The organism is Pseudomonas sp. NPDC087336, from assembly GCF_044744285.1.
Lineage (GTDB): Bacteria > Pseudomonadota > Gammaproteobacteria > Pseudomonadales > Pseudomonadaceae > Aquipseudomonas.
Genome location: NZ_JBIUYA010000036.1, coordinates 1 through 22,228, shown reverse-complemented (window position 1 = coordinate 22,228; position 22,228 = coordinate 1). Strand labels below are relative to the sequence as shown.

18 protein-coding genes are annotated in these 22,228 nt (G+C 60.6%); 2 read left to right on the top strand and 16 right to left on the bottom strand.

Going from position 1 to position 22,228, the window contains the following annotated elements:
• Window positions 1-103: 103 nt before the first annotated feature.
• The 13 genes from ACIO0C_RS26725 to ACIO0C_RS26665 all read right to left on the bottom strand — a co-directional run bounded on the left by ACIO0C_RS26725 (window position 104) and on the right by ACIO0C_RS26665 (window position 17,061).
• Window positions 104-901 carry a transporter substrate-binding domain-containing protein gene (locus tag ACIO0C_RS26725; protein ID WP_060542934.1) on the bottom strand — a complete coding sequence of 266 codons (798 nt, stop codon included), beginning with the start codon at window positions 899-901 and terminating at the stop codon, window positions 104-106.
• Window positions 902-1,130: 229 nt separating this feature from the next.
• Entirely contained in the window at window positions 1,131-3,701 is a 2,571-nt protein-coding gene (mdoH, locus tag ACIO0C_RS26720) for a glucans biosynthesis glucosyltransferase MdoH (RefSeq protein WP_401316709.1), read from the bottom strand.
• Window positions 3,694-5,511, bottom strand: a complete 1,818-nt coding sequence (locus tag ACIO0C_RS26715; RefSeq protein WP_401316706.1) for a glucan biosynthesis protein G — start codon at window positions 5,509-5,511, stop codon at window positions 3,694-3,696. The genes mdoH and ACIO0C_RS26715 overlap by 8 nt, the downstream gene beginning before the upstream one ends.
• A gap of 320 nt (window positions 5,512-5,831) precedes the next feature.
• Entirely contained in the window at window positions 5,832-6,269 is a 438-nt protein-coding gene (dtd, locus tag ACIO0C_RS26710) for a D-aminoacyl-tRNA deacylase (protein WP_272604310.1), read from the bottom strand.
• On the bottom strand, window positions 6,266-7,237 hold the full coding sequence (gene pip, locus ACIO0C_RS26705; RefSeq protein ID WP_401316702.1) for a prolyl aminopeptidase: 972 nt from the start codon (window positions 7,235-7,237) through the stop codon (window positions 6,266-6,268). Before pip ends, dtd begins: the two co-directional genes overlap by 4 nt.
• A gap of 152 nt (window positions 7,238-7,389) precedes the next feature.
• Window positions 7,390-8,193 (bottom strand): N-formylglutamate deformylase, encoded by an 804-nt coding sequence (gene hutG, locus ACIO0C_RS26700; protein ID WP_401316699.1) that lies wholly within the window; start codon window positions 8,191-8,193, stop codon window positions 7,390-7,392.
• 10 nt (window positions 8,194-8,203) lie between these two features.
• A complete protein-coding gene (gene hutI / locus ACIO0C_RS26695; protein WP_401316696.1) occupies window positions 8,204-9,409 on the bottom strand; it encodes an imidazolonepropionase in 1,206 nt (401 codons plus the stop codon).
• A gap of 62 nt (window positions 9,410-9,471) precedes the next feature.
• Window positions 9,472-11,004, bottom strand: coding sequence for a histidine ammonia-lyase (gene hutH / locus ACIO0C_RS26690; RefSeq protein ID WP_401316694.1), 1,533 nt, complete (start codon window positions 11,002-11,004; stop codon window positions 9,472-9,474).
• A gap of 119 nt (window positions 11,005-11,123) precedes the next feature.
• Window positions 11,124-12,647: a histidine ammonia-lyase gene (hutH, locus tag ACIO0C_RS26685; RefSeq protein WP_401316691.1), complete on the bottom strand. Its 1,524-nt coding sequence runs from the start codon at window positions 12,645-12,647 to the stop codon at window positions 11,124-11,126.
• 154 nt (window positions 12,648-12,801) lie between these two features.
• Complete coding sequence (locus tag ACIO0C_RS26680) at window positions 12,802-13,632, bottom strand: glycine betaine/L-proline ABC transporter ATP-binding protein (RefSeq protein WP_180203890.1); 831 nt, start codon at window positions 13,630-13,632, stop codon at window positions 12,802-12,804.
• Window positions 13,629-14,480 carry a proline/glycine betaine ABC transporter permease gene (locus tag ACIO0C_RS26675; protein WP_008058061.1) on the bottom strand — a complete coding sequence of 284 codons (852 nt, stop codon included), beginning with the start codon at window positions 14,478-14,480 and terminating at the stop codon, window positions 13,629-13,631. Before ACIO0C_RS26675 ends, ACIO0C_RS26680 begins: the two co-directional genes overlap by 4 nt.
• 70 nt (window positions 14,481-14,550) lie before the next feature.
• Window positions 14,551-15,519, bottom strand: coding sequence for an ABC transporter substrate-binding protein (locus ACIO0C_RS26670; RefSeq protein ID WP_180203889.1), 969 nt, complete (start codon window positions 15,517-15,519; stop codon window positions 14,551-14,553).
• 69 nt (window positions 15,520-15,588) lie between these two features.
• Window positions 15,589-17,061 (bottom strand): purine-cytosine permease family protein, encoded by a 1,473-nt coding sequence (locus ACIO0C_RS26665; protein WP_401316687.1) that lies wholly within the window; start codon window positions 17,059-17,061, stop codon window positions 15,589-15,591.
• Between ACIO0C_RS26665 and ACIO0C_RS26660 the strand changes: the two genes are divergently transcribed.
• Window positions 17,060-17,224, top strand: a complete 165-nt coding sequence (locus tag ACIO0C_RS26660) for a hypothetical protein (protein ID WP_401316684.1) — start codon at window positions 17,060-17,062, stop codon at window positions 17,222-17,224. The two genes, ACIO0C_RS26665 and ACIO0C_RS26660, sit on opposite strands and share 2 nt — an antisense overlap.
• Here the strand turns inward: ACIO0C_RS26660 and hutU are convergent.
• The 3 genes from hutU to hutC all read right to left on the bottom strand — a co-directional run bounded on the left by hutU (window position 17,211) and on the right by hutC (window position 20,591).
• Window positions 17,211-18,899 (bottom strand): urocanate hydratase, encoded by a 1,689-nt coding sequence (hutU, locus tag ACIO0C_RS26655; RefSeq protein ID WP_401316682.1) that lies wholly within the window; start codon window positions 18,897-18,899, stop codon window positions 17,211-17,213. The genes ACIO0C_RS26660 and hutU overlap by 14 nt on opposite strands.
• 415 nt (window positions 18,900-19,314) lie before the next feature.
• On the bottom strand, window positions 19,315-19,884 hold the full coding sequence (locus ACIO0C_RS26650) for a HutD family protein (RefSeq protein WP_110751986.1): 570 nt from the start codon (window positions 19,882-19,884) through the stop codon (window positions 19,315-19,317).
• Window positions 19,881-20,591, bottom strand: a complete 711-nt coding sequence (gene hutC, locus ACIO0C_RS26645; protein ID WP_162135916.1) for a histidine utilization repressor — start codon at window positions 20,589-20,591, stop codon at window positions 19,881-19,883. The genes ACIO0C_RS26650 and hutC overlap by 4 nt, the downstream gene beginning before the upstream one ends.
• 146 nt (window positions 20,592-20,737) lie before the next feature.
• Between hutC and ACIO0C_RS26640 the strand changes: the two genes are divergently transcribed.
• Window positions 20,738-22,102: a formimidoylglutamate deiminase gene (locus ACIO0C_RS26640; protein ID WP_401316678.1), complete on the top strand. Its 1,365-nt coding sequence runs from the start codon at window positions 20,738-20,740 to the stop codon at window positions 22,100-22,102.
• The last annotated feature ends 126 nt before the right edge of the window (window positions 22,103-22,228 follow it).

The following is a 22,228-nucleotide window of genomic DNA, read 5'->3' as shown; positions in this document are numbered from 1 at the left end:
ATGCATCCTGTGACGCTCTGCGTCACGCTTGCGAAGGGACGCGGAGCGTCCCGGGCGGCATTCCCACGCAGAGCGTGGGAACGATCAAGTATCTGACCGAGCCTTACTCCATGTCCTTCTGCCAAGCGGTGTCTTTGAACCACTTGTCATGGATGCGATCGTAGGTGCCGTCTTCGTGGATCTGGTGCAGGAAGTTGTTGATGAAGTTGATGCTGTCGTAGTCACCCTTCTTCAGCCCGAACGCCAGCGGCTCGTAGGTGAACGGCTTGTCGAGGAACACCAGCTTGCCGTTGCCGACCTTGTTCACGGCGACAACGTTGTAAGGTGCGTCGTAGATGAAGGCGTCGGCCTTGCCGTTGACTACATCGAGCACGGCTTCCTGTTCATTGTCGTAGCCGTGGTATTTGGCTTTGGAGATCAGCTTTTTAGCGACCATTTCGCCGGTGGTACCCAGCTTGGAGGTGATGCGGTAGTCAGCGGTGTTCAGGTCTTTGTAGGACTTGATGGTGCCTTCCAGTTCCTTGCGGATCAGCAGGGTCTGGCCGACCACGATGAACGGTTCACTGAAGTTCAGGCGCAGGTTGCGTTCCTGGGTCAGGGTCATGCCGCTACCGATCATGTCGAACTTGTCGGTCAACAAGGCCGGGATGATGCCGTCGTACCCAGTGGACACCAACTCCAGCTTGACGCCCATGGCCTTGGTCATGGCCTTGAGGATGTCGACTTCGAAACCGATGATCTCGCCGCGTTTGTTGGTCATTTCGAACGGCATGTAGGTCGGGTCCATGCCGACTTTCAAGGTGCCGCGCTTGACCGCGTCATCGATGGCACCGGCCTGCGCCGCGCTGACTGCAACCAATGCCGTGACGCCGACCAGCAGCATCGACAGATACTTCTTCATCTTCAAGTCCCCAAAACCATTGCGTTTGCGGCGCGAAATCGACAGTTTTCCAAGGAAAACAGACAGATACGGACACAAAACAGTCCGGGCGCACCAATTCGGGGACGGATGCTAACGCACCTGCCTGATAGCACAAGGGTTTGCGTGGGAATTGTTGGTGATCCTGATCCCTATCGTTCCCACGCTCTGCGTGGGAACGATCAGCCCCGCCAGCCAGCGGGGCTCTTAATCACGCCAACTGAGGCTGGACGCTCAGCGGCTTGAGCGGCAACAGCGGTGCATGGGGGTCGGCCTGAACCGACTTGCGCCACGCACCCAGCCACTCGGGGTGACCTTCGCTCCAGACTTGCTCATGCAAGCGAGCCAATGCCACCGGGTCGCTCAGCAGCTGTACACGCTCATTGTTGGTCAGGCCTTCAGGCCCGACCTTCATGGCGTGGCGCACTCGCTCGACCCGCAGCCATTCGATCGGCTCGGCCTCACGGTGACGCGAGGTCGCCAGCGAACACGCCAGGGCGTTCTGCTGTGGATCGACCACCGAACGGACGAAGCCGTCGTTCAGCGCATGCCAGCGGTTTTCGTGGGTGTACTGGTCGGTGGCCAGCAGTGCCTGCGGCGGATTGTATTCCTCAGGGATCAGGAACAGGCTCTCGTCGCGGGACTTGAGACCCAGGCCGACACGGCTGGAAATCACCGACACAGGGATCGACAACATCAACGAACCGACAATCGGTACCAGCCACCACAGGAAGCTCGGGTTCAGCCAGATCACCAACAGTGCCCAGAAGAAACCCAGCAGGGTCTGCGGACCGTGGCGCTTGACCGCTTCGCTCCATGGCGTGGAGTCGTCGTCACGCTGCGGCGAGTTCCAGGTCGCGGCCCAGCCGAGGAACGCGGCGAGGACGAAACGGGTGTGGAAAATCATCCGCACTGGCGCCAGCAGCATGGAGAACAGCATCTCCAGCAGCATCGAAAGCGTCACCTTGAACTTGCCACCGAACTCTTTCGCGCCCTTGGCCCAGATCAGGATGATGCTCAACAGCTTCGGCAGGAACAGCAATACGATCGTGGTCGAGAACAGCGCGATCGCCTTGTCCGGGTGCCATTGTGGCCACAGCGGATAGAGCTGGCGCGGTTCGAGGAAGTATTGCGGCTCCATCAGCGTGTTAACCGCCAGCAGCGCCGTCGACAGCACGAGGAAGAAGAACCACAACGGCGCCGACAGGTAGGACATCACGCCGGTCAGGAACACCGCACGGTGCACCGGGTGCATGCCCTTGACCAGGAACAGGCGGAAGTTCATCAGGTTGCCGTGGCACCAGCGACGGTCACGCTTGAGTTCATCCAGCAGGTTCGGCGGCAATTCTTCATAGCTGCCCGGCAAGTCGTAGGCAATCCACACGCCCCAACCGGCACGGCGCATCAGCGCGGCTTCGACGAAGTCGTGGGACAGGATCGCACCGGCGAACGCGCCTTTGCCCGGCAACGGCGCCAAGGCGCAGTGCTCGATAAACGGCTTCATGCGGATGATCGCGTTGTGGCCCCAATAGTGGGATTCGCCCAACTGCCAGAAGTGCAGGCCGGCGGTGAACAGCGGACCGTACACGCGGGTGGCGAACTGCTGCATGCGCGCATACAGGGTGTCCATGCCCGACGCACGTGGCGCGGTCTGGATGATCCCGGCGTCCGGCGTGGCTTCCATCAGGCGTACCAGACTGGTCAGGCACTCGCCGCTCATTACCGAGTCGGCGTCGAGCACAACCATGTACTTGTAGTCACCACCCCAGCGACGGCAGAAGTCGTCGAGGTTGCCGCTTTTACGTTTCACACGACGACGACGGCGGCGATAGAAGATCTTGCCGAAGCCCTTGGCTTCACGGCAGACGTCCAGCCAGGCCTGCTGTTCGGCGACGCAGATGTCGGCGTCGTTACTGTCGCTGAGGACGAAGAAGTCAAAGCGATCCAGGTCACCCGTGGCGGCTACCGACTCGAACGTTGCGCGCAGACCGGCGAATACCCGAGGCACGTCTTCGTTACAGATCGGCATCACCAGCGCGGTGCGCGCATCCTTCGGAATCGGCTCGTTGCCGGCGCTTTTGCCGGAGATGCGGTATTTATCGTGACCGGTGAGCAACTCGAGGAAGCCCATCAGCGCGGTCCAGAAACCGGCCGAAACCCAGCAGAACAGAATCCCGAACAGGATCAGGATACTGGTCTGCAAGGCGTACGGCAGCACTTGCGTGGCGGTTTGCAGCAGCGGTTGGTGCAGGACTTCATCAAGGTCGACGAACGACCAGCCCTGGTACGGCATGATGCCTTTCATGTACCAGCCGGCGACAATGGTCTGGCCGAGCATCAGTACCAGCAGAATGTAGCGACGGATCGAACCGACCGTGCGCCAGCGCGCCGCCGGCAGTACGTTCTCGTCTTTCGGCGGCTTCGGCGGATTGGTGCGACCGGTCATACGCCGCCAGCCGCGCACCAGGATATTGGTACGCCACGGCTCCGGCACGACCTTGGTCCGACGAATCGGCGGGGTGGCCTTCAGGCAGACGCGACCACTGGCGTCGAGCGCCAGCATTTCAGCGTCCTGCAACTCTTCGGCGGTGCTCAGGGTCAGGCGCGCGCCAACCGAGGCCTGGGCGGCCTCGGTTGGCGCGTCGAACGCCTGCGACGACAGACGCTCATGCAGTTCACTGAAGGACCTGCAGCCCGCGAGTTCCGCGCGCTGCTGGTCGGTCATCGGCAGATGTGCCAGGTACTCGGACAGAGTCTCTGGCTGTACTTGAGAATTACTCATCGGCAGGCAACTGGTAGCTCCAGGTCTCGGTCAGGACTTCTTCAGTCGGTGCCGATTCCGGTGTGGCTGGGACCGCGTCGGCAGCAGCGGGCTGCTTGACGTCGTTGTTGTTCGCCTTGTCCTTGGCATCTGCAACTGGCTTGGCTTCGGCCTGTTTGGCCTCGGCGGCCTTCGCTTCCTTGTCCGCTTTCTCCGCTTGCTTGGCGGCAACCTTGTCGGCCTTGGCCACGGAAGAGGTGGATGCTGGAATCGAAGTCTTGGCCAGATCCGCAGGCACGATGTTCTGCACAAGTGCTGCACGCATCTCGGTGGACTTGCTCGGGTCCTTGATCTTCATGCGCAACGTCAGGCGCCAGCCCTTGGTTTCAGGGTTGTAGCGCACGCTGTTCTCGACCAGCTCGGCGTTCTCGCCGACGCTGACCTGACTGCGCACGTCCGTATCTGGTGCCAGTGCCGCCAGGGACGGACCTTCGAAGTCCACCAGATAGGCAACGCTGCCATCCGGCTGACGAATCAGGTTGGACTGTTTCACGTCGCCGGTGGATTTCAGGGTCTGACTGACCCAGGCACTGTCCGGTGCGTGCAGCGCCGCTTCGTCCATGGTCCAGTGCATGCGATAGGCGAAGTCCAACGGCTGGCCTGGCTCCGGCATTTTTTCCGGGCTCCAGAAAGCCACGATATTGTCGTTGGTTTCGTCGGCGGTCGGAATCTCGACCAGATCGACGGTGCCCTTGCCCCAGTCGCCTTTCGGCTCGATCCAGGCGCTTGGACGCTTGTCGTAGCGGTCGTCGAGGTCTTCGTAGTGGCTGAAATCACGACCACGTTGCAGCAAGCCGAAGCCACGCGGGTTCTCGACCGAGAAGTTGCTCACCGCCAGGTGTTTCGGGTTGTTCAGCGGACGCCAGATCCACTCGCCGTTGCCGGCATGGATCGCCAGACCGCTGGAGTCGTGCAGCTCACGACGGTAGTTGAGGACTTTCGACGGCTGGTTGGCGCCGAACAGGAACATGCTGGTCAGTGGCGCGATGCCCAGTTTGCCGACCTTGTCACGCAGGAACATCTGCGCCTTGACGTCGACGATGGTGTCGCTGCCTGGACGCAGGGTCAGGCGATAGGCACCGGTCGCCCGGGGCGAATCCAGCAGGGCGAAGATCACCAGGTGCTTGTCGCCCGGTTTCGGCTGTTGAATCCAGAACTCGCGAAAGCGCGGGAATTCTTCGCCGGACGGCAGTGCGGTATCGATCGCCATGCCGCGAGCGGACAAGCCGTAGACGTGACCCTTGCCGACCACGCGGAAGTAACTCGCGCCCAGCATGGTCATGATTTCGTCTTGCTTGTCAGCCTTGTTGACCGGGTACAGGACACGGAAACCGGCGTAACCGAGTTGTTCGGTGGCCTTGGGATCGAACTTGACGTCGCCGAAATCGAAACGACTCGGGTCGTACTTGATCTCTTCGACGGTGTTCGCCGTGATTTCGTTGATTTTCACCGGCGTATCAAAATGCATACCCTGGTGATAGAACGACAGCTTGAACGGGGTCTTCTGATCGGCCCATTCGGCTTTTTCAGTCAGGAAGCGGATTTTCTGATAGTCGGCGAATTTCATCTCGCGAAATTCGTTCGGCAGGTTACTGCGCGGAGCTTCGTACTTTTGCCCGGCCAGCTCTTTTGCCTTGACCGATACATCATCCAGACTGAATGCCCAAAGCTGGCCGGCGCTGAGCAGGCACAGGAGTGCCGAGCCCGCTACCAATGCGCTACGAAACCGTTTGGCAGTCAATTTTGGTGCGTTACAGGGACTAACAATCACGAGCAACCCTCGCCGAAAACAGATCAAAAAACCAACGGCCAGTTAAAGGGCCAGCAGGTATCCGGTACGAAAAAACCGACCCTGCGGACCACTCTTGCCAAGTTGGCGAGCATTGTTCCGACTCCGCTGGGGCAAAATGATTCCCCAATCGGTTCCGGACAAGTCTCTACCTAAGTCAAAATGGACCAACGAACGCTGATCCCCGTAGCGCGCGATTATCTAGTAGGCCGCGTTACAACGCATCAGGGGTAACAAAGTATTTATTGGGGAAAACGCCTGTTTTCGGCCGAAAAGCGCTTAAAAAGTTGTTTCAAGCGCTTTCAGGTCTGTAACAGGAAGGTAACCGGGCCGTCATTGACCAGGTGCACCTGCATATCCGCGCCGAATCTACCTGATGCCACAGTGCCATGCACCTGTTTCGCTTTGCTTAATAAATAGTCGAACAGCTCTTCGCCCAAGGCCGGAGGGGCCGCGGTCGAAAAACTCGGGCGCAACCCGCTCTTGGTGTCGGCGGCCAGGGTGAACTGCGAGACCAGGAGCAACCCGCCACCCACATCCGCCAGGGACAGGTTCATCTTGCCCTCAGCGTCGCTGAACACACGATAGTTAAGCAGCTTATTGAGAAGTTTGTCGGCGCTGGCCCGCGTGTCGTCCGGCTCGACCGCGACCAGCACCAGCAAACCCTGGTCGACCGCACCGACCACCTGCCCCGCCACCTCGACTCGCGCGCCGCGCACGCGTTGCAGCAGCCCCTTCATGCTTCGTCAGGCGACAGATCGAGCAAACGCCGCGCCATCCGATCGGCAGCACGCACCAATGCATCGGTAATCCCCGGTTCAGCGGCGGCATGGCCCGCGTCACGGATGATTTGCAGTTCGCTGTTCGGCCAGGCCTGGTGTAGCTCCCAGGCGTTATCCAGCGGGCAAATCACGTCATAGCGACCATGGATGATCACGCCGGGCAGATGAGCGATTTTGTCCATGTCGCGAATCAACTGATTGGCTTCAAGGAACGCATTGTTGGTGAAGTAGTGGCATTCGATACGAGCGATGGATAGCGCACGCTGGGGCTCGGAAAAACGATCGACCACCAAGGGGTTCGGCCGCAGGGTCGCGGTCCGGCCTTCCCACGTGGACCAGGCCTTGGCCGCGTGCATCTGGGCGATCTGATCGTTGCCGGTCAGGCGTTTGTGGAATGCATTGAGCAAATCGCCGCGCTCGTCCTGCGGGATAGGGGCAATGTAGTCCTGCCAGTAATCGGGGAACAAGCGGCTGGCACCCGCCTGATAAAACCATTCGATTTCCTGCGGGCGGCAAAGAAAAATCCCGCGCAGGATCAGCCCATGCACACGCTCCGGATGGGTTTGCGCGTAGGCCAGCGCCAGGGTCGAACCCCAGGAACCGCCGAATAGCACCCACTTGTCGATGCCCAGGTGCTCGCGGATTCGCTCAAGGTCGGCGACGAGATCCCAGGTTGTGTTGTTTTCCAGGCTGGCGTGCGGCGTGGAGCGACCGCAACCACGTTGATCGAATGTCACGATGCGGTACAGGTTGGGATCGAAGTAGCACCGGCTCGCTGCATCACACCCGGCGCCGGGACCGCCGTGAATGAACACCACCGGCAAACCTTGCGGTGAACCGCTTTCGTCGACATACAGCGTGTGGGTCTCGTCGACGGCCAGATCGTGCCGGGCGTGGGGTTTGATCTGCGGGTACAAAGTCTGCATTGCGCACTCCGTATGGGGTCGAGGTCATCCCTGGGGGGACTTCTATTATTTTGCCGTTGGGCATCATAAACCCGAATTACGTCATTGAGCATGCACATGTAGAGTCAGAGTTATCGTTCCCACGCTCTGCGTGAGAACGATCAGTTGCAGGGTTACACGTTGTAATGCTTTTCGCCCCAGGCCAGCAGGCCTTGCAGCAATTCCTTCAACACCACCCGCGTCGGCTCCGCCAGATCCGGCCGATAACGGAACGGCTCGAACTCCTCCATATACGTGCACTGCCCCAGCTCCAGTTGCACGGCATGAATGTTTTCTGCCGGATTGCCGTAGTGACGAGTGATGTGCCCGCCCTTGAATCGCCCGTTCAGCACATGGCTGTAGTCCGGGTGACCGGCGCAGATCGTTTCCAGCTGCGAAGCCAGCTGCGGATCACAACTGGCGCCGTTGAAGGTTCCGAGGTTGAAGTCCGGCAGCTTGCCGTCGAACAGGTGCGGGATGATCGAGCGGATCGAGTGCGCATCGAACAGCAGCGCATAGCCGAATTCAGCCTTGAGGCGCGCCAGCTCCTGCTGCAGGGTGCTGTGATACGGCGTCCAGATTTGCTCCAGATAGGTTGCACGCGCTTGCGCAGAGGGCTCCAACCCTTCGCGGAACAACGGAATGCCGTCGAACAAGGTCGCCGGGTACAGCCCAGTGGTGGCGCCAACATACAAAGGCTTGTCGTCGGATGGCCGGTTCAGGTCGATGACGAACCGCGAGTATTCGGCGGCGAGGGTGCTGGCACCCAGTTCGGCGGCAAAATCGTACAGCTGCGGGATGTGCCAGTCGGTGTCCGGCAAGCTTTTCGCGTCGGGGATCAGCCCGGCTTCGACTGCAGGGGTCAGGCGCACACCGGCATGAGGCATGCTGATCAGCAGCGGTACGCGCCCTTGTTTGAAGTTCAGAACCTTATCCACAACTGCTCTCCTACAGGCTTGTTTCGACGCCGTGGCGCACGACGCGTTTTTCCAGGTCGCCGCCCAGCCAGTAGCACAGGTCGGCGGGGCGATCGATTTGCCAGACAACGAAATCCGCGACCTTGCCCGCCTCCAGCGAGCCGTGGGTAGCGGACATGCCCAATGCCGCGGCGGCATGAATCGTCGCGCCAGCCAGGGCCTCCTCCGGGGTCAAGCGCAAACAGGTGCAGGCCATGTTCAACATCAAGCGCAACGAAAGCGCCGGCGAGGTGCCGGGGTTGAGGTCGCTGGCGATGGCGATTTTCACCCCGTGTTTGCGCAAGGCCTCCATCGGCGGCAACTGGGTCTCGCGCAGGAAGTAGAAGGCGCCTGGCAGCAATACGGCCACCGTGCCGGACTTGGCCATGGCGATGGCATCGTCTTCGGTCATGAATTCCAGATGATCGGCCGACAGTGCGTGGTAACGCGCCGCGAGGCTCGATCCGTGCAGGGACGAGAGCTGCTCTGCGTGCAGCTTCACCGGCAGACCCAGTTCCCGGGCAGTGATGAATACGCGCTCAACCTGAGCAGGGGAAAACGCCAGGTATTCGCAAAAGGCATCCACCGCGTCCACCAGCCCTTCGGCGGCCAGGGCCGGGAGCATTTCGCTGCAGATGTGATCGATGTAATCGTCGGCGCGATCGGTGTACTCCGGCGGCAAGGCGTGAGCCGCCAGGCAGGTGCTGCGCACGCTGACCGGCAGTTCGGCGCCGAGGCGACGGGCTACACGCAGCATCTTGCGTTCGTTGGCCAGGTCCAGGCCGTATCCGGATTTGATTTCGATGCTGGTGACGCCGTCACGCATCAAACTTTTCAGGCGCTTGGCCGCGCTGGCGAACAGTTCGTCTTCGCTCGCTGCGCGAGTAGCCCGTACGGTGCTGGCGATGCCGCCACCGCTTGCGGCAATTTCCGCGTAGCTGACGCCTTGCAGGCGTTGCTCGAATTCGCCACTGCGGTTACCGCCGAACACCGTGTGGGTGTGGCAGTCGATCAGGCCGGGCGTGACCCATGCCCCATTCAAATCATTGACGGCCGGGTACTCGCCGGACGGCAGCTCACTGCGCGGGCCGACCCATTCAATGTGCGCACCGGACGTCACGATGGCCGCATCCTCGATGATCGAATAGACGCCTTGGGCCATGGTTGCGACGTGGCAGTGTTGCCAGAGGGTTTTCATTCGGTTCCTCCGTTGATTGATCATTCCCACGCTCTGCGTGGGAATGATCGGTTGGGGGCGGGTTAGAGGCTAGGTAACAACTTCGCCGAAACCAGCTCATTCAAGCAACGCGAAGCCAACAACTCAGTCGCCGCATTGATGTCCGGGGCAAAGAAGCGATCCTTCTCATAGAACGGCACTTCGTTACGCAGGATGGCACGGGCCTTTTCCAGCTTCGGCGAAGTCTTCAAGCCATTGCGCAGGTCCAGACCCTGAACGGCGGCCAGCCATTCCACAGCCAGGATGCCACGGGTGTTTTCGGCCATTTCCCACAGACGCTTGCCCGCCGCCGGGGCCATGGATACATGGTCCTCCTGGTTAGCGGACGTCGGCAGGCTGTCCACCGAATGCGGATGGGACAGCGCCTTGTTCTCGCTGGCCAGCGCCGCTGCGGTTACCTGGGCGATCATGAAGCCGGAGTTCACTCCACCATTGGCCACCAGGAAGGGCGGCAGTTGCGACATGTGCTTGTCCATCATCAGCGAGATGCGACGCTCGCTCAGGGAGCCGATTTCAGCGATGGCCAAGGCCATGTTGTCAGCGGCCATGGCCACCGGTTCGGCGTGGAAGTTGCCGCCGGAAATCACGTCACCTTCGGCGGCGAACACCAGCGGGTTGTCGGAGACAGCGTTGGCTTCGATCGCCAGCACTTCGGCGGCCTGGCGGAACTGGGTCAGGCAGGCGCCCATGACTTGCGGCTGGCAACGCAGGGAGTACGGGTCCTGGACCTTTTCGCAGTTCTGGTGCGAATCGGAGATTTCACTGCGCTCGCCCAGCAGATCGCGGTAAGCGGCAGCGGCATCGATCTGGCCTTTCTGGCCGCGGGCGGCATGAATGCGCGCATCGAATGGCGAGCGCGAACCCAGCACGGCTTCGACGGTCAGGCCACCCAGGGCCAGGGCGCCGGCGAACAGGTCTTCGCCTTCAAACAGACCACGCAGGGCAAATGCGGTGGAAACTTGCGTGCCGTTGAGCAGCGCCAGGCCTTCTTTCGCGGCCAAGGTCAGCGGCGTCAGGCCGGCGACTTTCAGCGCTTCGGTGGCTTCCATCCACTCGCCCTTGTAGCGCGCCTTGCCTTCGCCCAGCAACACCAGCGACATGTGCGCCAACGGTGCCAGGTCGCCGGACGCACCGACCGAACCTTTGAGCGGAATATGCGGATAAACCTCGGCGTTGATCAAGGCGATCAGCGCGTCGATCACCACACGGCGGATGCCGGAGAACCCACGGCTCAGGCTGTTGACCTTGAGCACCATGACCAGACGCACCAACGCATCGCTGATCGGCTCACCGACACCGGCGGCGTGGGACAGCACCAGCGAGCGCTGCAGGTTTTCCAGGTCTTCGCTGGCGATGCGGGTCGAGGCCAGCAGGCCGAATCCGGTGTTGATGCCGTAGGCAGTGCGGTTTTCGGCGAGGATCTGCTCCACGCAGGCAACACTGGCTTCGATCTGGGCCGCAGCGCTGTGGTCGAGGGTGATTTTGACCGGTTGCTGATAAACATCACGCAGTTGGGCAAGGCTCAGTTGGCCAGGAATCAAATTAAGCGCAGTCATTTCATGCTCCTTTTGAGAGTTTGTTATTAACTACCAGACGCTCCGGATAATTCCGTTGTCCGTCGCTTCCCCCTTTTTTGAGGGGGCTGGCGCCTTGGCACGCTGGTTTTGTAGGGAAATCAGTTGAGATTCGGTAACGCCTTTTGCAACAAAATCGGGTCTTTCAACACGCCAGCGGCGGCGGCGATGTCCGGCGCCAGCCAGCGGTCCTGATCGTAGGCAGGCACGCGCTCACGCAACAGACGCCATGCCGCATCGGTACCGGCGCCAAAGCGCTGCTCTTTGAGAAATTCAAAGGCCTGGGCCGCCAGCAGGTACTCGATGGCGAGAATCTGCGTGCAATTTTCCAGCGCGCGATGCAGCTTCAGCGCGGCGTTGGTGCCCATGCTCAGGTGGTCTTCCTGCAAGCCTGAAGTCACGTAGTTATCGAGCACTGCCGGTTGCGCCAGTTGACGGTTCTCCGCGCACAGCGAGGCAGCGACGTACTGCACGATCATCATCCCGGAGTTCACCCCCGGATTGGCCACCAGGAATGCCGGCAGACCGCTGACGTGCGGGTTGATCAAACGGTCCAGGCGACGCTCGGCGATGGAGCCGATTTCCGCCATGGCGATGGCCAGTAGATCCGCCGCCAGCGCCACTGATTGCCCGTGAGGGTTGGCCTGGGACATGACGCGGAAGTTGTCTGGCACCCCCAACAGCAACGGGTTGTCGGTGCAGCCATTGAGTTCGGTTTCGACTTGCTTGATCGCGTGATCGAGCTGATCGCGAGCGGCGCCGTGCACCTGCGGAATCGAGCGGATGCTCAATGCATCCTGGGTACGAATGCCTTTGCTCTGGGCGATCACTTCACTGCCATCGAGCAACGCACGCAGGTTGATCCCGACCCGTTGCATGCCCGGATGCGGCTTGAGCGCGATGATCTCGGCATCGAACGCTGCGATCTGCCCACGCTGGGCCTCGAAGCTCATGGCGCTGATCACGTCGGCCCATTGCAGCAGGCGCGTGGCGTCGGCAATCGCCAGGCAGCTGAGGCCGCTCATGCACGGCGTGCCGTTGACCAGGCACAGACCGTCCTTGGCGCCGAGTTGAACCGGTTGCAGGCCTTCTTCGGCCAGTGCCTGTTGCGCCGACACGACTTGCCCGCGATAGCTGACGTTGCCGACGCCCAGCAGGGCGATGCTGATGTGGGCCATGTGGGTCAGGTAGCCGACCGAACCCTGGGACGGCACTTGCGGGGTGATGCCGCGATTGAGCAGCGCCAGCAAGGCTTCGACCACCCGACGATGCACGCCAGACTTGCCTTGGGTGAAGTTGAGGATCGCCGCACACATGATGGCGCGGGTCTGCTCGTCGGCCAGCGGTGCGCCAACGCCACAGGCGTGACTGAGCAGGGTATTGCGCGACAGTTGGCTCAATTGTTCGTCTTTGAGCGACACGTTGCACAAGGCGCCCAGGCCAGTGTTCACGCCATAGGCGCGTTCGCCGCTGGCGACGATGCGCTGGACGATCGCTTGCGCATTTTCAATGCGTGCCCAAGCCTGCGCCGACAGCTCAAACTGTGCGCCATGGCGGGCTACGGCAACCACATCCTGCCAACGCAACGGGGCATCGGCGATAACGATTTTTTCAGCCTGGGACATCATTAACCTCTTGAACTTGATCGTTCCCACGCTCTGCGTGGGAATGCCGCCTGGGACGCTCCGCGTCCCGATATCAACACAAGGCTCGGGCTCTGCGCATGGGTGACGCAGAGCGTCACGGGATGCATTCCCACGCAGAGCGTGGGAACGATCATCACACCACCGCCGCCCGCCGCTGCACGAACCGGTCGACATACTCGTCCGCTGGCGAATGCAGGATCTCTTTCGGCGTGCCGACCTGGATCAGGCGGCCGTCCTTGAGGATCGCGATGCGGTTGCCGATGCGCACGGCCTCGTCGAGGTCGTGGGTGATGAAGACGATGGTCTTGTGCAGGGTCTTTTGCAGTTCCAGCAACTGGTCCTGCATCTCCGCGCGAATCAACGGGTCGAGGGCGCTGAAGGCTTCGTCCATCAGGATGATGTCAGTGTCCGCCGCCAACGCCCGGGCCAAACCTACACGCTGGCGCATGCCGCCGGAGAGCTGGTGCGGGTACTTGTTTTCGTAGCCCTTGAGGCCCACGGTGTTGATCCAGTGCAGCGCGCGCTCGGCGCACATCTGCTTGCTCTCGCCACGGATTTTCAAGCCGTAGGCGACGTTGTCCAGCACGCTCTTGTGCGGCAGCAGGCCGAAGCTCTGGAACACCATGCTGATCTTGCGCCGGCGAAATTCGCGCAGCGCTTCCATGTCGTATTGCAGGATGTCCACGCCGTCCACCAGGATCGCGCCGCTGGTCGGGTCGATCAGGCGGTTGAAGTGGCGCACCAGGGTGGATTTGCCGGAACCGGAAAGGCCCATGATCACGAAGATCTCGCCGCTGCCGATGCTCAGGGACAAATCGTTCACGCCGACCACGCAGCCGGTTTCGGACAGCACCTGATCCTTGGTCTTGCCCTGGCCAACCATCGCCAGGGCATCCTTGGCGCGGTTGCCGAAAATCTTGAAGACGTTCTTGACTTCGATCTTGCTCACGGTTGCGTTGTTCATTTGCTCACCTCATGCCGTGCGCGACCATACGCCTGTGTAATGCGGTCGATCACCACTGCCAGAATCACGATCGCCAGGCCGGCTTCCAGGCCGCGTCCGACGTTGAGGGTCTGAATCCCCACCAGCACGTCTTCACCCAGGCCACGGGCACCGATCATCGAGGCGATCACCACCATCGACAGGGCCATCATGGTGGTCTGGTTGATCCCGGCCATGATGCTTGGCAGAGCCAGCGGCAATTGCACACCGAACAGTTGCTGCCAACGGTTGGCACCGAAGGCGTTGATGGCTTCCATCACTTCGCCGTCAACCTGGCGAATACCCAGGTCGGTCAGGCGGATCAGCGGTGGCGCGGCGTAGATCACGGTGGCGAAAATCGCCGGGACCTTGCCCAGGCCGAACAGCATCAGCACCGGAATCAGGTACACGAAGCTCGGCATGGTCTGCATGATGTCCAGCAACGGCATCAACACCGAACGCAGGCGATTGCTGCGGGCCGAGAGGATGCCCAGCGGGATGCCGATCAGCACCGAAATGACCGTGGCCACCATCATCAGAGCCAGGGTCTGCATCAACTTGTCCCAGAGGCCGACCGCGCCCACCAGGAACAGCAAACCGACGATGACGGCGGTGGTCACCACTTTGCGGGTCGCGTGCCAGGCAACGCCCGCCACGATCGCCAGCATCAGCCACCAGGGCGCCGCACGCAGCAGCCCCTCAAGATTGACGATGGCCCACAACAGGGTATCGGAGATGCTGCGGAACACATCGCCGTAGTTGGTGACCAGCGAATCGACCCAACCGTTGACCCAGTCGGCGATGGAGAAGGTAAAGCTTTCGGGAAACATAAGAGACTCTCAATCAAGGGGTTGCGATCAAGCAGCCGACTGCCGCTGGCGACAGCCGGAGAAGCCCAACCTACAAGGCCGCGTCGATTTTCTTGGCTGCGTCTTCACTTACCCAGGCGTGCCAGACTTCAGGATGTTCCTTCAAGAAGATCTTGGCCAGTTTTGGCGACTCGATCCGCTCTTTGGTCATGCGGCCCAGGTTCTGGTTCAGCAGGTCGATTGGCACGTTGACCTTTTCCAGCACGGCCACCAGTTCCGGTGCTTGTTCGTGGAAAGTCTTGGACAGGCCGACCTTGATGGTCACGGTCTTGTTCACGCCGGGTTTTTCTTCGAGTTTCACCACGTCGACCTGGCCCATCAACGGCGTTGGCGACCAGTAGTAGAACAGGATCGGCTCGCCACGTTTGTAGCTCGACAGCACGGCGGCATCCAGCGCCGGGCCGGTGCCTGGGCGGAAGTTGGTGTAGGTGCTTTCCAGACCATAGCTTTTCAGCATTTCACTGTTGTCCAGCTCACAGGTCCAGCCGGCCGGGCAGTTGTAGAAACGCCCTTTTGATGGCTCTTCGGCGTCCTTGAACACGGCGGAGTATTTGCCCAGGTCAGCGATGTTTTTCAGGTCCGGGGCCTTGGGTTCCAGCTTGCGCTTGGCATCGCCTTCGATCACGTAGCGCGGCACGTACCAGCCTTCGATGGCGCCGACGACCGGAGCGCCGACACCGACGACCTTGCCGGCCTTCTCAGCCTTGTTCCAGACCTCGCTGCGGCCGACCCACTCTTCGGCGAACACCTGGATATCGTTGCTGCTCAGGGCGTTTTCCATGGTGATGGAGTTACCTGGCAGGCTGTCGGTCTTGCAGTCGTAGCCTTTTTCCAACACGACTTGCATCACGTCGGTCAGCAGCATGGCGCTTTCCCAGTTCAGGCCGGCGAATTTCACCGGCTTGCCTGACTCGCACCAACCCGCCGCCTGAGTGGCGCCGGCACTGGCCAGCAGGCCCATGGAAAGCAATGTGGTCAGCAGGGTCTTGTTCGATTTCATTGTAGTGACGCTCCTAATCATGAATTGGCTTACGGCAGTCAAGAGGCATCCAGCCCTGTCCACGTCCAATCAGGCCTGCGCCGCAGCGCGACCGGCCCCGCTTGTTTCAGGTTGTACAACGCTGTCCTGCTCGACCGGCAGAATCAGGTGATCAGGTACTGCTCCGTGCCATTTTTTCGCACACACGTAATACAGGGCTGCGGGAATCACCAGACCGATAATCCAGGAAATATCCACACCACCCAGGGCGTCCACCAGCGGACCGGTATAGAACTTGGTGGCGATGAACGGCAACTGCACCAGCACACCGAAAACGTAGACGCTGATACCGAGGGTGTTCCAACGACCGTAGCGACCGTTCGGATCGGCCAGCGCAGGCACGTCATAACGCTCGCGGGTGATGCAGTAGTAGTCCACCAGGTTGATCGCGCTCCATGGCGTAAAGAACGCCAGCAGGAACAGGATGAAGGACTTGAACGCACCAAGGAACGAGTGCTGGCCGAGCAATGCCATCAGGGTCGCAGCACCGACGATGCCCAGCACGAACACCAGACGCTGCAAGCGCGTTACTTTCAGCTCACCACGGAAACCGCTGATGATGGTCGCGATGCACATGAAGCTGCCGTATGAGTTCAGTGTGGAAATGGTGACCTTGCCGAACGCGATGCTGAAGTACAGCAGCGCAGCAGTGGCACCGGTACCGCCCAGGCCGACGATGTAGGCCACTTCGTGACCGGCGAATTGCCCGTTGGCCGAAGCGGCAGCGAACACGCCGAGGATCATCGCCACCTGTGCACCAATCACCGAACCTGCGCCAGCGGCAAAAAAGGTTTTCACCGAGGAAGTCTTGCTCGGCAGGTAACGTGAATAGTCAGCCACGTAAGGGCCGAAAGCGATTTGCCAGGACGCCGCAAGCGACACCGCGAGCAGGAAGCTGCTCCAGCTGAAGTGGCGGATCTGCAACAGTGCGCCAACGTCAACCTGGCTCATCAGACGGCTGAACAGGTAAACAAAGGCAATCACACCAATGACACTGGCAACACGGCCGATCCAATGGATCACCCGATAACCGAGCACCGTGACCAACACGATGACACTGGCGAAGATGAGGATCCCGACGCTGTCGCTGACGCCAAACAACTGGCCCAGCGCCTGGCCGGAAAGCACGGTCCCTGTTGCGGTGAAACCGAGGTACATCAGGCACACCAGCACGATCGGGATCGCCGCACCATACACGCCGAACTGCACGCGGCTGGAGATCATTTGCGGCAGGCCAAGCTTGGGGCCTTGCGCGGCATGCAACGCCATTACGCCGCCGCCGAGCACTTGCCCGATCAGCAGACCGATCAACGACCAGAACACGTCACCGCCCAGCACCACGGCCAGGGCCCCGGTGACAATCGCGGTGATTTGCAGGTTGGCACCCATCCACAGGGTGAACTGGCTAAACAGACGACCGTGTCTTTCCGCTTCCGGGATGTAGTCGATCGAACGTTTCTCGATCAACGGTTTGTTGCCTGCACGCTCGTCAGTAGCAGCCATGGTTCAACCTCTGTGGATTGTTTTAATTGTTCTGTCTGGGTTACTCGCCACCTGTGGGAGCGGGCTTGCCCGCGATGACATCGGCATGATCAACATCAATTCCGACGATGCCGCCGCCATCGCTGGCAAGCCAGCCCCAACAGGTTTGTTTATTTACCGGTGATCATCGGCAGGTTCAGCCCCTGCTCCTTCGCGCAGTCGATCGCGATCTGGTAACCGGCATCGGCGTGGCGCATGACGCCCGTCGCCGGGTCGTTGTGCAGCACGCGCGCGATACGCTCGGCCGCTTCATCGGTACCGTCGCAGACAATCACCATGCCCGAGTGCTGGGAGAAGCCCATGCCGACGCCGCCGCCGTGGTGCAGGGACACCCAGGTCGCGCCGCTTGCGGTGTTGAGCAGGGCGTTGAGCAGTGGCCAGTCGGACACGGCATCGGAACCGTCCTGCATCGACTCGGTTTCGCGGTTCGGGCTGGAAACAGAACCGGAGTCCAGGTGGTCGCGACCGATCACGATGGGCGCCGACAGCTCACCGCTGCGCACCATTTCGTTGAACGCCAGGCCCAGCTTGGCGCGCAGGCCCAGGCCAACCCAGCAGATACGCGCCGGCAGACCCTGGAAGCTGATGCGCTCGCGCGCCATGTCCAGCCAGTTGTGCAGGTGGGCGTCGTCCGGGATCAGCTCTTTTACCTTGGCGTCGGTCTTGTAGATGTCTTCGGCGTTACCCGACAGCGCAGCCCAACGGAACGGGCCGATGCCACGGCAGAACAGTGGGCGGATGTAGGCCGGTACGAAACCCGGGAAGTCGAATGCGTTTTCCACGCCTTCTTCCTGGGCCATCTGACGGATGTTGTTGCCGTAGTCGAAGGTCGGGATGCCTTGTTTTTGGAAGGCGAGCATCGCCTTGACGTGCACAGCCATCGATTGCTTGGCGGCCTTGATCACCGCAGCCGGTTCGGTCTTGGCGCGAGCGCGATATTCGTCCCAGGTCCAGCCAGCTGGCAGGTAACCGTTGAGGGGGTCGTGGGCGCTGGTCTGGTCGGTGACCATGTCCGGGCGCACGCCGCGACGGACCAGTTCCGGCAGGATTTCAGCGGCGTTACCGAGCAGCGCGATCGAGATCGCTTTGCCTTCCTTGGTGTATTTGTCGATACGCGCCAGCGCGTCGTCGAGGTCTTTGGCTTGCTCATCGACATAGCGGCTTTTCAGACGGAAATCGATGCTGACCTGCTGGCATTCAATGTTCAGCGAGCACGCACCGGCCAGGGTTGCCGCCAGAGGCTGAGCGCCACCCATGCCACCGAGGCCTGCGGTCAGGACCCAACGACCTTTCAGGTCATCGTTGTAGTGCTGGCGGCCGGCTTCGACGAAGGTTTCGTAAGTGCCTTGGACGATGCCCTGGCTGCCGATGTAGATCCAGCTGCCGGCGGTCATCTGGCCGTACATGGCCAGGCCTTTGGCGTCCAGTTCGTTGAAGTGTTCCCAGCTGGCCCACTTTGGCACCAGGTTAGAGTTGGCGATCAGTACGCGCGGGGCATTGGCGTGGGTCTTGAACACGCCGACCGGCTTACCGGATTGCACCAGCAGGGTCTCGTCGTCGTTCAGGTTGGTCAGGCTCTCGACGATCTTGTCGTAGCATTCCCAGTTACGTGCCGCACGACCGATGCCACCGTAAACCACCAGTTCTTTAGGGTTCTCGGCAACTTCCGGGTCGAGGTTGTTCATCAGCATGCGCAACGGCGCTTCGGTCAGCCAGCTCTTGGCGGTCAGCTTGTTACCGCGGGCGGCACGAATTTCAACGTCACGAAACTTGGTAGTTTTCTGGGTATTGTCAGTCACGAAAAAGACTCCTCAGCGATCAATCCAAACCAACCCTGGCGGTGGGTAAGCCAGCCTGTGCGCGTTAAGGCGACACAAGCGAATCAGTGGACGTTGCGGGGAGTCTCGATCGACTCATACGCATACGTCTTTACTTGTACATACAAGCATATGCAATCAAGCGGCCAACTTGTTGGATGAGCATTCAAGAAAAATACTGAAATGGCTGGAGAGCGCCTGGATCAAGGGTTGCGGCGTAGATGAAAATTTTCGAGGGGATTTTTTGAAGAGGGGTGGCGTTGTTACTTGAACGTGGTTTTGCGCCACGCTGGGGCGTTCGGTAACAAAGTGGTGCGCGATGGGAAACAGGAAAGGTGATTGCTTTTGTGGCGAGGGGATTTATCCCCTCGCCACATGAGATATGTTTAGCAGTTAATCAACGCACAGACAGCTCAATCACGCAGCAAGCACCATTGCTGGAGACTTCCAGCAGACCGGTGTTACCAACAAGTTGCAGGCAATCATGACGACCAAGCTGCGATGCATTGTTACCGACCTTCACCTCAAGCGCCTCGCTCACACTGAACACCAGCACAATCCCCGCCTCACTGAAAAACCGCTGCTCACCGCTCAGCCATTGCAGCCGTGCGCTGTAACGCTGCGGCGCGTATATCAGGTTGAAATCGCGGATCGGCCCACCCAACAAGGTGCACGACACCTGACTCTCGCCGCTGAAGGCAAATGGATCGATCGGTAGCAATGGCCGCGTGACCTGACCGTCGACCGACAAGGTCATGCCGTCGCCCTGCAACACGGTGATGATTCGCTCATATCCGGCGAAGGTGGAAAACCCGCCTGACTCGCCGATGTCGGCAATCGACAGGCGCCAGCCGAAACCATCCAGGCCAGTCCCGGCATCGCGGGTGATTTCTTCGGTACTGCCGCCACCGTTTTTCCACGGCATGCGCGGGTAATCTTTGGCGCGTAAAACTTTCAAACTGCTCATTTATGAAAGCGTCCTTCCAGACGATGACGGGAACCTGGGTGAATCAAGCGAGCGGCGGTCACCGGCTGACGCCCCGACCAGGTGCGGCGACGGATCAGCAGGCACGGCTCGCCTTTTTCAATCTGCAGCAACTTGCACTCGGACGGCTCGGCCAGAATCGCCTCGACCACGTGCTCGCCTTCGGTCAGCGGCGCGACCTGGTTCAGATAGGCGTATGGCGTTTGCAGGGTGAAGTCTTGCTTGAGGTAGTCGGGCGCCACCAGCGCGTTGACGAAACGGTCTTCGATTTGCACCGGAATGTCGTTTTCGAAGTGCACGATCAACGAGTGGAACACTTTCTGGCCTTCGCGCATGTCCAGCGCCAGGGCACGCTCGGAGCCGGCAGCCTCTTCTTCAAGGGTTATCACCTTGCAGGTGTGGCGATGGCCACGGGAGGCAATTTCGTCGGCGATGTTGTGCACTTCAAACAGGGCGGACTGGCTTTTCGGCTCGGCGACGAAGGTGCCAACACCTTGCATGCGCACCAACAGACCGTCGGCGGTCATCTCGCGCAAGGCGCGGTTGATGGTCATGCGGCTGAAACCCAGCTGGCTGACCAGCTCGCTTTCCGACGGAACGCGGTAGTGCGGCGGCCAGTTACCACTGTCGATTTGCTGGGTGATCATCTGTTTCACGCGGGCGTACAAGGGCGCCGGACTGTCGCCCATGTTCGCGGCCAACGGAGAGACTGGAGGCGGAGTCGGCACGGTTAATCCTTGGTCGTTTAGTAAAGATTGCTAGCTTGCCGGAGTTTACCGGGCAGGCAAACGTCTGTATATGTATATACAAATAACACACGATGGGGTGCTGAACCATGTCCGCCTTCTTTGCCGAACGCGCGCTGCTGCCTAACGGATGGGCCAACAATGTACGTCTTGAGGTCAGCGCCGATGGCGTCCTGACCCATATCCAGGCCGATTCCCATGCAGATGACGCCGAACGGTTGAGCGGCCCGCTGCTGCCAGGTATGCCGAACCTGCACTCCCACGCCTTCCAGCGGGCCATGGCCGGGTTGGCGGAAGTGGCAGGCAACCCGAATGACAGTTTCTGGACCTGGCGCGACCTGATGTATCGCCTCGTCGGAAAAATCAGCCCGCAGCAACTCGGCGTCATCGCCCGCCAGCTGTACATCGAAATGCTCAAGGCCGGCTACACCTCGGTCGCGGAATTTCATTATGTGCACCATGACCACAACGGCCAGCCTTATGCCGACCCGGCTGAACTGGCCCTGCGCATCAGCCAGGCCGCCAGCGAAGCCGGTATTGGCCTGACCCTGCTGCCAGTGCTCTACAGTCATTCCGGTTTCGGTGGCCAGAGCCCGAACGACGGCCAGCGCCGCTTCATCAACAGCACCGAGAATTACCTGAAGCTGCAATCGCGCCTGCAACCCCTGCTGGCTCAGCAGAAAGCCCAATCCCTGGGTTTGTGTTTCCACTCATTGCGCGCGGTCACACCGCAACAGATCAGTGAAGTGCTGGCGGCCAGCGACAAGCAATGCCCGGTGCACATTCACATCGCCGAACAGCAGAAGGAAGTCGACGACTGCCTGAGCTGGAGCGGCCGTCGTCCGCTGCAATGGCTGTATGAAAATACCGAAGTCGATCAGCGCTGGTGCCTGGTCCATGCCACCCACGCCAACCCGGAAGAAGTCACGCTGATGGCCAAGAGTCGCGCCGTCGCCGGCCTGTGCCTGACCACCGAGGCCAACCTGGGCGACGGGATTTTCCCCGCAGTGGATTTTCTCGCCCAGGGCGGGCGCATGGGCATCGGCTCCGACAGCCATGTGTCGTTGAGCGTGGTGGAAGAACTGCGCTGGCTGGAATACGGGCAACGACTGCGCGATCAACGCCGTAACCGTTTGTATGGCGCGCAACAGCCGATGGTCGGCCGCACCCTGTTCGACGCAGCACTGGACGGCGGCGCGCAGGCGTTGGGGCAACCGATTGGTGCATTGGAGGTTGGCAAGCGTGCGGACTGGCTGGTGCTGGACGGCAGCGATCCATACCTGGCCACAGCGAGCGGCGATGGAATCCTGAATCGCTGGTTGTTTGCCGGTGGCGATCGTCAGGTGCGTGATGTGCTGGTCAATGGCCAGTGGGTCGTGCGTGACGGGCGTCATGCCGGGGAAGAGGAAAGCAGCCGCGCCTTCACTCAAGTCCTGCGCGAACTTTTAGGCTAACGAATACAACTGCTGATCGTTCCCACGCTCTGCGTCACTAGTGTCCGATAAAAACCAAAGGGGGAGCTTGCTCCCCCTTGCTGTTGGCGATCATCAGCCATAATCAGACTTTTCGGACTCGATTTT